Annotated in this window: 13 protein-coding genes; 5 read left to right on the plus strand and 8 right to left on the minus strand. The window is 67.1% G+C overall.

Annotation, left to right across the window (positions count from 1 at the left end):
- Positions 1-107: 107 nt before the first annotated feature.
- From J2S41_RS22245 to J2S41_RS22255, 3 genes are read left to right on the plus strand one after another with little or no spacing between them, the layout of a single operon-like run.
- On the plus strand, positions 108-827 hold the full coding sequence (locus tag J2S41_RS22245) for a tryptophan 2,3-dioxygenase family protein (protein WP_310370119.1): 720 nt from the start codon (positions 108-110) through the stop codon (positions 825-827).
- The gene (locus J2S41_RS22250) at positions 824-1,969 is read left to right on the plus strand and encodes an aminotransferase class V-fold PLP-dependent enzyme (protein WP_310370120.1); all 1,146 of its coding nucleotides are present in this window, start codon (positions 824-826) and stop codon (positions 1,967-1,969) included. The genes J2S41_RS22245 and J2S41_RS22250 overlap by 4 nt, the downstream gene beginning before the upstream one ends.
- A 10-nt stretch (positions 1,970-1,979) precedes the next feature.
- Positions 1,980-3,209: a tryptophan 2,3-dioxygenase family protein gene (locus J2S41_RS22255; protein ID WP_310370121.1), complete on the plus strand. Its 1,230-nt coding sequence runs from the start codon at positions 1,980-1,982 to the stop codon at positions 3,207-3,209.
- 71 nt (positions 3,210-3,280) lie between these two features.
- Here J2S41_RS22255 and J2S41_RS22260 read toward each other — a convergent pair whose 3' ends face one another.
- From J2S41_RS22260 to J2S41_RS22270, 3 genes are all read right to left on the minus strand, one after another.
- Positions 3,281-3,895 carry a hypothetical protein gene (locus J2S41_RS22260; RefSeq protein WP_310370122.1) on the minus strand — a complete coding sequence of 205 codons (615 nt, stop codon included), beginning with the start codon at positions 3,893-3,895 and terminating at the stop codon, positions 3,281-3,283.
- 355 nt (positions 3,896-4,250) lie between these two features.
- Positions 4,251-5,489 carry an MAB_1171c family putative transporter gene (locus J2S41_RS22265; protein WP_310370123.1) on the minus strand — a complete coding sequence of 413 codons (1,239 nt, stop codon included), beginning with the start codon at positions 5,487-5,489 and terminating at the stop codon, positions 4,251-4,253.
- A complete protein-coding gene (locus J2S41_RS22270; protein ID WP_310370125.1) occupies positions 5,482-6,030 on the minus strand; it encodes a hypothetical protein in 549 nt (182 codons plus the stop codon). The genes J2S41_RS22265 and J2S41_RS22270 overlap by 8 nt, the downstream gene beginning before the upstream one ends.
- A 212-nt stretch (positions 6,031-6,242) precedes the next feature.
- On the opposite strand from J2S41_RS22270, the gene J2S41_RS22275 reads away from it, so the two are divergent.
- Positions 6,243-6,947, plus strand: a complete 705-nt coding sequence (locus tag J2S41_RS22275; protein ID WP_310370127.1) for a phosphatase PAP2 family protein — start codon at positions 6,243-6,245, stop codon at positions 6,945-6,947.
- A 33-nt stretch (positions 6,948-6,980) separates the two neighbouring features.
- On the opposite strand, the gene J2S41_RS22280 is transcribed toward J2S41_RS22275, so the two are convergent.
- A complete protein-coding gene (locus tag J2S41_RS22280) occupies positions 6,981-7,415 on the minus strand; it encodes a helix-turn-helix domain-containing protein (RefSeq protein WP_310370129.1) in 435 nt (144 codons plus the stop codon).
- Between the two features lie 240 nt (positions 7,416-7,655).
- Here J2S41_RS22280 and J2S41_RS22285 point away from each other — a divergent pair, with 240 nt between their 5' ends.
- On the plus strand, positions 7,656-8,654 hold the full coding sequence (locus tag J2S41_RS22285; RefSeq protein ID WP_310370131.1) for a DUF6545 domain-containing protein: 999 nt from the start codon (positions 7,656-7,658) through the stop codon (positions 8,652-8,654).
- Positions 8,655-8,929: 275 nt separating this feature from the next.
- On the opposite strand, the gene J2S41_RS22290 is transcribed toward J2S41_RS22285, so the two are convergent.
- The 4 genes from J2S41_RS22290 to J2S41_RS22305 form a co-directional block, all read right to left on the minus strand.
- Positions 8,930-9,790 carry an inositol monophosphatase family protein gene (locus J2S41_RS22290; RefSeq protein WP_310376452.1) on the minus strand — a complete coding sequence of 287 codons (861 nt, stop codon included), beginning with the start codon at positions 9,788-9,790 and terminating at the stop codon, positions 8,930-8,932.
- A 255-nt stretch (positions 9,791-10,045) separates the two neighbouring features.
- A complete protein-coding gene (locus J2S41_RS22295) occupies positions 10,046-10,657 on the minus strand; it encodes a DUF6879 family protein (protein WP_310370132.1) in 612 nt (203 codons plus the stop codon).
- Positions 10,658-10,736: 79 nt separating this feature from the next.
- Positions 10,737-12,071, minus strand: coding sequence for a tetratricopeptide repeat protein (locus J2S41_RS22300; RefSeq protein WP_310370135.1), 1,335 nt, complete (start codon positions 12,069-12,071; stop codon positions 10,737-10,739).
- 34 nt (positions 12,072-12,105) lie between these two features.
- A complete protein-coding gene (locus J2S41_RS22305; protein ID WP_310370137.1) occupies positions 12,106-12,483 on the minus strand; it encodes a hypothetical protein in 378 nt (125 codons plus the stop codon).
- Positions 12,484-12,534 lie beyond the last annotated feature (51 nt).

The raw sequence follows: 12,534 nt of genomic DNA on the forward strand, positions 1-12,534 counted from the left end.
CGGTGAAGGCCGTGGCACCGACCAGCACGCACGTCGGTACTGCGGCCTTCACCGTCTCCAGGCGTCCCTGGAGGTCGATGACCTGCCCACCGCCACGAGGAGTACCGATGTCACATGAGCACGCGCACCCGGTTTCACCCGGTGCCGGCGCGACAGGCTACGTCCGCTACATGCGCACGGACGTGCTGCTGTCGTTGCAGCGCAGTGCGGATGAGTGGGTGCACCCGGACGAGTTACTGTTCCAGGCCACCCACCAGGCTCACGAGTTGTTCTTGAAGGCGGCCTCGCACAGCCTCGCGCGTGCTGTCACGCAGATGGACGGTCATCGGCCGATGGCTGCGCAGCTGCTGGTGGATCGCGCGACGCTGACGCTGCGGCTGTTGACCGATCAGTTGCAGTTGCTGCGGACCATCTCTCCGGCCGACTTTCACACGATCCGGACGGCGCTCGGGCACGGTTCCGGTGTGGAGTCGCCTGGCTGGCAGGAGTTTCGGCTGCGGGCTCGCACGGCGAACACCGCGTTTCTCTCGTTGCTCGACACCGCGGCAATCGATCTGCGTCAGCTCTATCAGGGCGACCCAACCGTGCCACTGTATCGGCTTGCTGAGGCGCTGGTCAGCCTAGACGAGAGCGTTTCGCGGTGGCGCGCCGACCACTACGCGCTCGCGGTCCGGCTTCTAGGCCACAACGCGCGCGGTACCCAGCAAACCCCCGTCGAGGCGCTCGCGCGGCCGGTGTCACACCGCTTCTTCCCGCGCCTCTGGGCGCTACGCGCACTACTGACCGCGACCCCGCCACGGGTGGAATCCGGCGAGGGCGACTTGTGATCCCGCAGCAGATTGACCGGTTCCGCGCCAGATTCCCGGCGTTGGAGCAGAGGACGCACCTGGCCTCGTGCAGTATCGCCGCCCGGTCGGTCGACCTCGACCAGGCCATGACCGCCATGCTCGACGATCTCTCCGGGCCCGCGCCCTGGCCGGCGTTCGAGCGCCGGGCGGAGGACGCACGCCGCCTCTTCGCTGCCCTCATCGGCGCCGAGGCCGATCAGGTCGCGCTGCTGCCGAACGTGTCGATCGCCGCGCACCAGGCCGCAGCCGCGATCAGCTTCCGGCGCCGGCCCGAAGTGCTACTCGCGCGGGCCGAGTTCCCCGGGGTCGCCCAGGCTCTTGCCGCGCACCGTCGCCGCGGCGCACAACTGCACTGGATCGGCGCGCCCAGGCGTCTACTGACGGCGACGGAATTCCTGGAGAGCATCGGGCATCGCACCGCGCTGGTATCAGTACCGGTCGTCACGTACCAGAACGGCCAGCGTCTGCCCGTAGCCGAGGTCGCCGCCGCAGCGAGGGCTGCCGGCGCCCGGGTGTTCGTCGACGCCTACCAGGCCGTCGGCGTCGAGCGCATCCGTGTACGTGAACTCGGCTGCGACTATCTCGCCGCCGGCACCGGCAAGTACCTGTTCGGTCTGCCCGGACTCGCATTTTTGTACGCGCGCCAGCCCGATGGGCTTCCGCCGTTGCTGACCGGCTGGCTCGGACGCCGCCACCCGCACACCCTCCTCCCCGACGCGGACGACTTCCCCGCCACCGCACGACGGTGGGAGACCGGCACACCATCGGTTCCCGCCGTATACGCGGCCTCGGCCGGCCTCGGGATCGTCGCCGACCTCGACCTTGTCGACGTGCGTCGGCACGTCACAGGCCTGGTCGACGCTGCAGCCCGGCAGTTGGCTGCCCAAGGCGAACGTCTCCGCACCGCCCCCGAGGCCCATGCGCGCGGCGCGCACCTGGCCCTTGTCGACCCTGAGCCAGACCGGCTGGCCGCATGGCTCGCCCAGCGTCGCTTCTCCATTGCGCCTCGAGGTGACGTCGCTCGGATCTCCTTTCACGCCTTCAACCACCGCGGCGACATCGCGCGCCTGTGTGAGCACGTCCGCCAATACCGGCAGGCCACCCGACGACACCGAGCTTGAGGAGTCCAGCATGACCCAGGCCGATGCAGCGCTCTCCCTCGCTATGTGGAGTGGTACTGATCGACCCGCTGCGGCTGCTTTCCCGTACGAGCAGGTCGTCTTGGCGTTGCTTGCCACGGGCAAGCACCGCGCCGATCCGGGCGTGGTGGAGGCGTTGCGTAGCGCGCGCGCTCGGCTGACGGACGTCCGTGGGCCGCAACGTCAGCGGGCCCGCCTCGCTCGCTGGCTGGACATCGCACTGGACAAGTCCGACGGCTGTTACGACTACCAGTCCTACCTGGGCCTGGGTGTGCTGCCCGTCTTCGACCTGGTGCACCCTCCGGCCACCGCTGCGGCAGCGCTGCGTCATCACGATCGCGTTCTGGCCCTCCTGCTCAGTGACCTCTGCCGCTTCGAGGTCAGCGCCGCGGCACGGCAGACACACGTGTTGCCGCGGCTTCGGCCCGGCATCGATCGCGTCCGCAAGCGCTGCCGGTTCGCACTCGCCGCCGCCAGGCCTGGACTGGGACGCCTCGGGTTGGCCGATCAGATCTATGCGGAAGATCCCATCACTGCGGCATCTCAATTGGTGTACGTCATGGACTTGCTCACGAACACCGACGATCATCTGATACTCCGGCTGACAATGCTTCCGGTCGACACCTACCACGACGAGTACCTTTTCCTCCGTGTCCTGCAGTGCTTCGAGTTGCTGTTCTCGCTGCTCGTCGTGGACGTCCAAGACGTCATATCTTCGCTGTTCGCAGGCCGAGCGCGTCTCGCCTCATCGCGCCTCGACGCCGCTACCGGCGTTCTACAGGAGGCGCAGGCCTTGTGGCCACTGATCGCCACCATGCAGCCGGCCGCCTTCGCACACTTCCGGCAGAACACTGAGGGAGCTTCGGCTATCCAGTCACGGGCATATAAGTTACTTGAGTCGCTGTGTGCACGTCCGGCAGAGGACCGGCTTAGTTCGGTGGCATACTTGTCCGTACCGGATGTCCGCGCAAAAATCGTAGCTGGCCAAGCCTCTCTTGATGAGGCATTCCGCGCCACACGGGACCGGTTCGGCGCCGCGTCCGTGGCAGAGCTGCACCAAGCCATGGAACGGTTCGCAGTGACTATTCTGCGATGGCGGCGGAGCCACCTAGGGATCGCTACCAGGATGCTCGGCACCGACGAATCCGGAACTGGCAACACGAGCGGACTACCCTACCTGGCCACGGAAAAAGACCGGCAGGTATTCCGCACTTCCCCGTAGTACGCTGCAAGAAAACGAGCGCTCCGAACACCCGCGACAGATCGGAAAAGTGTGACAGCTTTCCCTATAGATTAAAGCGCCCGCGGCATCCTGACGCACCATGGCAAGCGCCCGAGACGATTGAAACCAAGAGCACGATACTGCTCCCGCATTTCCCGTGGCACACCTTGGACTCCAATCGCGATCCGGCGGACGTCCGCTTCTTCTGCGACCTGATGCAGCAGGATAGTCAGCGCGCGCTGACCGTCAGGCCCTTTATCACTTATAGCCTCGAGGGTTACCATGGTGACGTTACGATCCGACGCCCAGCGTCGGAGGTGGCGCCAGCCGCCACTGCCCATCTCAGCGTTAGCGGGATAGATAGTATGCGTGACGGCCAGCATGATTTCGACGCCAAGCACTAGGATGGCGGCCACTTCAGCGTGATCTAATGCCTGCCCTGCTGGCCCGACGGCGATTACCGCCATGCCAACCGCTGAAGGAAGAACGAGATAGAGCGCCGCCGACATCTGGGCGAACGCAAGGAGCCCGAGAGCTTTGCGTACCGGAAGTGTTCGCGGCCATGCCTGCCCGCTGAGGGTTAAGGCCTTATCGCCGTAGCAGCCGATGCTTCTATCGGCATGCGCAGCACCGAGCAGGGCCAGAGTGGCGGGCCAGGCGCACATGGCCGCCACCAGATGCAGCAAGGGATGCAGGGCAGCTTGGCGGCCACGGGCACGGGCAACGAGCCATGCCAAGGTAGGCAGGCTCCACCAGTCCGGGCCACGGGCAGCAAGCAGCCGGTGGGCCGGGCGCCTGCGGCGGGCCGCATTCCCCGGCGGCGATGTCTGCTTCGGCCACGCACGGGCGCACGCACGGACGCGGACTATCGCCACTAGCTCGGCGGATAGGGGCCCGTCGTCACTCCCGACGGCCTCGCCCGTCGGGGGTTCGCCACGTCGCGACATGGCGCATACCCCCTTGGCTAGGACGGTCCCGGCGTTGTCGGTCTCGCCGACGTGGGCTCGGAAGTAGTAGAGCTTGCCGAAATTGATTGCGACACTAGGAAGTAGCCGCGTTGGCCATTGCGAGAGCCTCCCTGGCGGCTGTTATCGCCGTCTCGGAGCTGAGGCGGTCCGAAATTGCGGCTTGGGCCTCCATTTCATCGTCGATATCGCCAGGGTGGGTAGGCGTGGCCGGGCTGAGAGCGACGTCGTCGGCCGGCTCCTCGATGGGCACGGTCGTGCGATACAGCTCGACTGCGACGAGAACACGAGCCGCCTCGCCCGCCACTTCACCAGCCCGCTGTCCTTCTACGACCACCGTGGCAGCATAGGCAATATCGAAGGCACGTTGAGCCGTGGTGGAAGCCAGAAAGTCGGCGATCTCTAGCCGACCGTCGCCTATTTCGATGTATCGGCGGTATAGCCAGCGAGGGCGCAGCAGAGGAAGATTCGCGGTAGCGAGCCGAGTGCCGGGCTGGCGGGCGATTTCCGGCGCGACGGAATAGAATGCGAGCCATAGCGGATAGAGGCGTCGATAGAGCCTATCCTGTGCGGGCCAGCGCCACGCGGCGACCACTGCTGTTCCGACGCTGGATATGGTGAAGCTTAGCGCAATAAAACCAATGCAGGAGGTGATGAAAAGCTGAGATCCGGCCGATTCCGGCCAGGGCAGATTACCACCCAGGAATTCTGTGATGATAAAGAGTGCCTTGTGCGCGACGTAGCCAAGCCCCAGCATACTGCCGATACTAAGAAGCCGTAAACTGAAGCGAACTATTTTTCGATTGACACGGCGCGCATAGCGCAGCGACATGCGCAAGATATCGGTGACCGCGATGGCGAGGTAGGCAAGGTAGAAGAGGAAGTAGACACCGATCTGCGGAAGTGTCGCGTATCGCTCCGAGAAGTTAACCGGCTCCGAGACGTCGACTGGAGCGAGCCAGAATGCAACAGACATGATGCCGATCACTGCGGCGAGCATCGTCAGGCGAACACGTACGCGGGCAGGAGCCTTGGGCGGGTCTCCCAGGTGGAGGAAAAGGACTTGGAACCCAGCCGCGGCGATGAGTGCTGAGCCATTCTCGAACACTTTTGCAAGGTTTGGCACACCGGACGCTTCATCGATTGCGAGGTATAAAGGCTCCCAGCCGATGGCAACCGCCGATCCGAAGCCAAAAAGAATCCCGCAGGTGGCGCGTGTCGCGGGATTGCTGGGCTCGCGTATCAGCGCGACGAGCTTGACCGCCAGCGCCGTGGCAGCGAACCCTAGGGCTATGAGGTGGCCGATCTCAGGCATACCATTTCCGATCGTCAGCCAGCACGCCGCTGAATCTGTAGGCGACGTGGTCGTCGGGTGTGTCGTTGAGGGTTTCGTGCGAGCCGAGCGTCGCGCGCGTGCCGAGCATGGTGGCGATGTCTTCGGCGTCGCGCTCGTCACTGATGTTGTACGTCTTGGGCGACCGGCCGAGCACGCTCTTGATCAGGGCAGGGTCGAGTTCAGTGAACATCTCGACAGCGCCCTGGAGGGTGATGACGTCCCCTTCGTGGCCCAGGATCAAATGGGCGAGCTCATGGAAGATGATGTGGTCGCGTACCACCGCCGGGGCCGTTGCGTCATAGACGATGACATCTTCGGGCTCATCCGCCTTGGAGATGGATATCAACAGCCCGCACCGCGCGACCCCGGGCGGCAGACGGGCGGTCATCAAGCGGATTGGCCGGCCGCGGGCCTCTCCGACCGCTTCGCACAGCGCGGCCGACGTAAGGGGTACCGGGAGGCGCACCCCAAGCCTGATCAACTCACGCTCGAATTGACGCGCCACGTTCTTGCCGAACATGCGTCGCCATCACCCCCTGAGCATCGCGGCGCTCCAGCTTCATGAAGCTGGCTGCCCACCCGCCCACTCCCGCTTGATCGCCGGTTGCCGCACCTCTAGAGCCGTCCACAATAGTGGCGGCCCGCATGGCAGCATAGGGTCACGCACCGGCATGAATCCATCTCGCTCAACATAGACCGGATAACGGAACATGAACGGAAGGTAAGAAACAGGTGACATCAGCAAGTTCGGCCAATCACGCAGAGACACGAGATGACACGACCGAACAGAGCCGGCAACAGCAGGGTGCCGCGACCGCCAAGGACAAGCCTGCGGCGCGCGACCGACTCAGCTTGGCGGCACGGTTACTTACCGAAGTCTTTGCGCCCGCAGTCCTTGCGGCAGTGATGCCGATCACAATGGCGCTGGCTGCAGAGTCCAATGTGGTTGCCGGGCTCGGTTGGGGTGTCCTCGGCGCGGCGTTCACAGCCGTAGTCCCTTACGCGATCATTCGCTTGGGCATGTGGCGCGGCGAGTTGAAGGACCATCACATCGGCGACCGCTCCAAACGCGCGAAGCCCTTCGCGCTGTCTCTGATATCCGTAGCCGTGGGCGCGGCCGTCATCGCCATCGCCGGAGGACCGCGCGAGTTGGTCGGGACGATCGCGGTGATGTTCACCGTGCTGCTCGCAGGCACGGTAGTGAATTTGTGGTGGAAGGCCAGCGTGCATGGCGCCGTGATAGCCGGCTCGTGCACCATGCTGATGCTCGCGTTTGGTTTCATGGCCTGGCCAGCGTGGATTCTGGCGGGCGCGGTTGGATGGTCGCGCGTTCGTCTTAGAGACCACACCACCGCCCAGGTCATTGCAGGCCTGGCCATGGGAGTACCAGTGGCGGCCGCAGTTTACAGCCTGATTACTGGTCTCTGGCGACCGTGAGTGAGGGGCGCGTACGGTGCGGACTGGCGCTCGCTAGACCGCACCGTCGGACTTGGACTTGTCCCAGTCGAGCACCTGGTTCACGATCGCGAGGAATCCTCGACGGCGCGCCGGGTCTAGCCCCCGGGCTTTGATGATGACGCCGGCGAGTTCCTTGTCATCCAGTGCTTCTTTGAGCGCCCTCAGCTCGGCCAACTCGGCGACTTGTTCGCGGATCCTGTCGCCCTGAGCGCCATCGGAGAAGTAATCCTCCGGGACGTTGAAGAATCCGGCGATCGCTCGGACGACCGCCCGCGTGGGGTTATCTCTTTCGCCGGAGAGGAGGTAGTTGACGTAGGCCTTGCTGAGGCCTGTGCCGCGTGCGATCTCGGCCGCCGTGTAGGGCTTGCGGTCCTTCGGGTACACCTCGTCGCGAAGGGCCGCAAATCGCCTGGCGAACGAGGTGATGGGCTGCTCTCGGCCCTCCACGACTCACCCCCACGCACCCTTGGTCGCCCTCAAGCTACGCCACGCTCCGTGTGACCACAATAGTGGACTCCAGCAGCAGTGTCGTTGCTTCGAGACATACGTGACCACTATTGTGGCCGAGTCGCTATCATCGACAACCAGTGCAGGTGGGGACGAAGGACCCACTCAACGCCGGCGGACATCAGCATCACCGTCGACGACAGGGCCAAACCGATTGCAGGTCGCGCAGGGGAGGACATCGTGGCCCCCGAATGGAGTCGGCTCGAGGAGCAGCTGCGCCTCATGGCGCTCGATATCCCCCGGCCGTTCAACCTCGACCAGTTTCGCCGCAATGTCGAGGAGGCTCGGGACCGCGTGGTCACCACCGTCTACTTCCAACCGGACTACCGCACCACCACGGTCTCCGCCGTCACACAGTGGTGGGCCACGTCTGAGGCGGACTACATCGTCGTCGATGAGTCGGCAGCACCGTTGCTCCAGGAGCAGGGGATCTTGCACGAACTGGCGCACATGCTGCTGGAGCACAGCGGACGACCGCTCATCGACTCCCTCACTCATCAGTTCAGGTTTGTCTCACAGGACGCGATTCTGCGAACCTTGGCACGGGACATCACCGCGTACCACGATCCGCAGGAGGCTGCTGCCGAAGCCCTCGCCAGCCTCATTCCCTTGCCCCCTGAGCGAGCTAGCACGACCCGCCTGCGGGGCCAGGCAACCGAGGCCATGCCAGACGCCCTTGGCCGCCTCTACCGCGCAGCGTGGCCGCTATGGAGCGAACTGGTGGGTATCCTCGACAGCCCACGTCTAGAATTTCTCACGCCCATACCGAGAGACACCCGGCTCCCCCTGCGTCTTCGGCGACTGGTTATCGAGAGCCTCGACGGCTTACACCGTCTCCGCCCGCACCTATCCGCGAAGGTTGCGGAGGCAGCACGAGATCAAGCCTTGGCCGCTGGCAACTCAATGAGTACCGCTCAAGTCATCGCCGACGCGGCAGCGATCGGCACCGCGATTGACCGTGCGGCAACCTTCAGCCACGCACGCCTTTGCACCTTCCCATCACCCGACCAGGAAGCAGTCGTCTCCCGCCGCCATGACCTGCGAGGGCCTTTACACAGCAGCACACCGTTCGCCAATGCCCATTGGCTAGCTCACGTCGCACAGGCGCTTGCGAGGAGTTTCATCGTTCGCCGAGTCCGCGAAGCGGCTGCGCTCCACGGGACCGACGGCATCCGATGACGTGCAGCTCAACGGTACGGAGCCAGGTTCGTCAACGCGGTCCAGCAAGGTGAAGCGCGGCCCCGGGCGCGCTGCCTCATGCGGTGGCTGGGGCCGTTGGCCAGTGGGTCAAGTCAGGTGACATGCAAGCCAATCAGCATAAGCGGAAATCGTCGGGCGGGTGGTCCTGTCGAGGTGTCGCTCGATGCGGTCGATCAGCGCGTGGCCGAGGCCGCGCAGCTACGCGATCGCGGTCGCGCTCGGCGAGCGAGCGGTAGTGGGCCGCACGCCGCGGGTTACGTTCCGGGCGTCTGTTGTCGCAGGTGGGTGGTGACGAGGCCGAGTAGGTGGGGGTGGAGGGCGCCGTTGGTGATGATCGCGCCGTTGATGTGGTTGTCGTAGCGCTGTGGGTTGCCGTGCAGGTCGGTGACGTGGCCGCCTGCCTCGGTGGTGAGCACGGCGAGGGCGGCGATGTCCCATGGGCTGGTGTACGGGTAGACGTAGCCTGCGGCGAGTCCGGCGGGGACGAAGAGCCCGTCTTGTACGGCGGACCCTGTGGTGACGAGGTCGGCGCCGGCGCGGACTGCGGCGTGCAGGAGTCCGGCGCTGTCCAGCGCGGGTACCTGCCCGCCGGGCAGGGCGAGGCAGGCACCGGTGAGGTGCTGTGCCTGGTTGACGTGCAGGGGCCGGTTGTTGCAGGCGGCTCCGCCGCCAGCCACGGCGGTGAAGATGCGGTGTGTGTGCGGGTCGCGGACGACGCCGAGCACGGGTGTGCCGTCGACGACCAGGGCCACGGACACGGCGCTGAGCGGGATGCCGGCGGCGAGCAGCCAGGTGGCGTCGGTGGGGTCGAGGACCCAGACCCGGCCGGGATGCGGCCCGTAGTCGGGAGGCGTGTCTTCCTCGGCCAGGAGCAAGTCGTGGGGGAACCGGGCTTGTAGCGCCTGGGAGAACAGGGTGTTGCCGGCCACGTCGATGGTGGTGACCGGTGTGCCGTCCGGTTTCACGGTCGCCGGGGCCGGGCGTGCGCCGGTCAGGAGGTCACCGATCGCGGCCGCCTGCGTGATCGCGAAGTCGAGTTCGTGCTGCCAGGGGCCGGATCCCGCGGGCGCGGCCGTCGACGGGTTTTCGGCGGTGTCCGGGTGCAGGCGTGCCATCGCCAAGGGGGGTCTCCCACGAGGGTTGAAGGGGTGTCGGCTGCGCGCGGATGGGGCGGCTGTCATGCGCGGTTGCGGTGTGCTGGCACCGCGCCGTGGTGTTCCACGGTGAGGGCCGCGCGGTGGGGCGGGCCGTGTCGTCCGGTGGTGCCGCGGCGGTGTGCCGGCGCGGCATGCGCGGTGGTCGCGTGGCCGGCCGTGCGCGGCCGGTGCCGCCCGAGCGGTGGGCGTCTGCCGGACGGCCGGCGTAAGGGGTTACCCGGCTGGTGGTGGTAGCGGTGCGACCTCGCGGGTGACGTAGTCGACGACGTCCTCGCCGTCGGCGTACAGCGATGCGATGAGGTCGCGGCAGGGGGCGGTGATGGTGCTGGAGGTGTGCCGGATCGCGCCGTCGGCGGCGCCGGCGCCGGTGTAGAGCACCTCGTAGGTGCGGTCCAGGCCGAGGCAGACCAGCTCCGGTAAGCGGGTGTGCGTCTCGAGCGCGCGGACATGGGCGGCGTCGAGGACGCGGATGCGGTCGGAGATGGCGCCCATCAGGGCCAGCGACCGCAGTTCCCATTGCAGGTATGGGGTCAGTGGCGGCTCGATCACCCGTACCCGGTAGGAGGTCAGGCCGATCTGGCGCATCCGGCGTGCGTCGTCCTCGTACTCCGTGCGCCGCGCTTTGATCAACCGCAGCGCGCGTTTCCAGTCGCCGGCGTGAAAGAAGGCCGCCCAGCTGGCGTCGCCGGGTTCGACGAATGTCTGGCGGCGTTCGAGTTTCCAGAAGTCGCCTTCCCTGATGTTCCAGAACTGGTCTGCGAACTCGGCGCGGAACTCGTCGGCGGTCAGCCGCTCGCCAGCGGGAAGAAGGATCGTATCTAGCATGCGGAGCTCCTCGTCCGGGGTGCGGCTCGCGTCGCGGTGTCGGCGCGCTGCCGGGGGTGGGTGGGGATGCCGGTGCCGGTCACGGCCGGCGGGCGCCGGCCGCGGTTCGTACCGCGGTGGTGGCCCGGGGCCCGCGGCGGGTCTGAAGGTTGTCGATGCGGTTGAGGAGGTCGGTGATGACGGTGTGGGTGTGGTCGCCGAGGTGGGCGTAGAGGTCGGCGGCGGTCTCGTAGTAGGCCCGGGCCTCGGGTAGGCAGCCGAGGCGCATGGCGAGGTCGCCGAGGTAGCGTGCTGCGGTGGCGTGGCCGCGGGGCAGGCCGAGGGTCACCATCTGCTGTAGGGCCATCGCGAGGATGAATTTCGCCGCGTCGTGGTCGCCGAGGGCGGTCAGTGCCCGGCCGGTCTCCAGGCCGACGCGGGTGGCGTGGTAGGGGTCGGTGCCGCCGGCGCGGATGAGCATGTCGCTGGCGATGGACAGCACGGGCAGCGCGTCGCGTGGTCGTTGTGCGTTGATGAGGATGACCGCGGTGGTCAGCGCGGACAGGCCTTGGCTGCGGTTGTCGCCGTGGGCGGTGAAGACGCCTTGGTGGGCGTCGAGCAGGCGCAGCGCCTGGTCGATGTCGCCTTCCGCGGCGTAGATGGTGGCCAGGCCCTCAGTGGCGGAGGCGGTGGCGATGATGCGGGTGCGTGTGTCGTCGATGCCGGTGGCGGACTGGATCGCCTGCTGGAACGCGTCGTCGGCGGCGGCGTGGTGGCCCCAGTCGTATTGGCTCCAGCCGGTGCGGCGCCAGGCGTGGGACAGCCAGACGGGGTCACCGGCCCGCACGGCGCAGTCGAGGGCGATGCCGTCGGCGGTGATCCGGTCGTCCAGCCCGCCGCGGACGTCGAACAGCACCCGCAGCGCGTCCACCAGCAGCCACACCAGGTGCGGGTCGGTGTCCTTGCGGTCGTGGGCGAGGGCGAGGAGGGTGACCCGCTCGTTCGCGAGCCAGTCCAGTGCCGCGGCCGGGGTGGGGAACGCGATCGCGGCCGGGTCGAGGTGGGCGATTTTCGCCGGGTACGGGGTGCGGTACGGGGCCACGATCGCGGCGGCGGCCCGTGCGTGGCCGAGGCACCAGTCGCCGAACCGTTCGGTCAGCAGTTGGCGGCGGCCCGGCCTGCGCTGCAGTTCTTTGGCAGCACGGGCCCAGAAGAGGGGCGGCATCCGGTATCGGCCGCCCGGTTCCGGCCGCACCAGGCCGGTGCCGGTGAGGTGGCGCACGTGCGCGTCGACGTCGGTGTCGGTGGTGCCGAGCGTGGCGGCCAGTGCCGGCACGCTGACGTCGTGGCCGGGTTGGACGGTGAACGCGTCGCAGCAGCCGCGGACCGGTGCGGGCAGAGCGCGATACTGCTTACGGAGCGGCAGGCTGGGCATCGCAGTTCCTCGTGTCCGGGGGGGGTGGGCGGGGTCAGAGGGTGGTGCGGGTGGCGTGGACGGCGGCTTCCTCGCGGTCACCGAGGGTGTGGTAGAGCGGCGGCGTGCAGGCGGGTGCGGGCGCCGTCACGGTCGCCGAGAGCGACCGCGAGTTCTCCCAGGTAGTGGTGGGCGAGGGCGCGCGGCCGCGGGGCCGGTCGACGGCGGTCATCGTGTGCAGGGCGGTGTGGTGAGGGCGGTGGGCGTCGTCGTAGCGGCCGAGCCGGGTGAGCGCGCGTCCGTGTTCGAGGCCGGCCCGGGGGGCGTGGTACGGGTCGGTGCCGCCGGCGCGGGCGAACAGGTGGCGGGCGTCGAGAAGGACGGGCAGCCCGCGGCCCGGCGGGCCCGGATAATCGGCGACGATGGTGTGCATGCGATGTCTTCCTGATCAGGCGGGGTGCGGGGACGGCAGCGGATCGGGCCG

Origin of the sequence: Catenuloplanes atrovinosus, from assembly GCF_031458235.1 — a bacterium.
Lineage (GTDB): Bacteria > Actinomycetota > Actinomycetes > Mycobacteriales > Micromonosporaceae > Catenuloplanes > Catenuloplanes atrovinosus.

Excerpts from the sequence above, each read along its gene's own strand:
- J2S41_RS22245 (WP_310370119.1), top strand. The coding sequence starts at position 108 with ATGTCACATGAGCACGCGCACCCGGTTTCACCCGGTGCCGGCGCGACA.
- J2S41_RS22255 (WP_310370121.1), top strand. The coding sequence starts at position 1,980 with ATGACCCAGGCCGATGCAGCGCTCTCCCTCGCTATGTGGAGTGGTACT.
- J2S41_RS22265 (WP_310370123.1), bottom strand. The coding sequence starts at position 5,489 with ATGCCTGAGATCGGCCACCTCATAGCCCTAGGGTTCGCTGCCACGGCG.
- J2S41_RS22270 (WP_310370125.1), bottom strand. The coding sequence starts at position 6,030 with ATGTTCGGCAAGAACGTGGCGCGTCAATTCGAGCGTGAGTTGATCAGG.
- J2S41_RS22290 (WP_310376452.1), bottom strand. The coding sequence starts at position 9,790 with ATGGCACGCCTGCACCCGGACACCGCCGAAAACCCGTCGACGGCCGCG.
- J2S41_RS22295 (WP_310370132.1), bottom strand. The coding sequence starts at position 10,657 with ATGCTAGATACGATCCTTCTTCCCGCTGGCGAGCGGCTGACCGCCGAC.
- J2S41_RS22300 (WP_310370135.1), bottom strand. The coding sequence starts at position 12,071 with ATGCCCAGCCTGCCGCTCCGTAAGCAGTATCGCGCTCTGCCCGCACCG.
- J2S41_RS22305 (WP_310370137.1), bottom strand. The coding sequence starts at position 12,483 with ATGCACACCATCGTCGCCGATTATCCGGGCCCGCCGGGCCGCGGGCTG.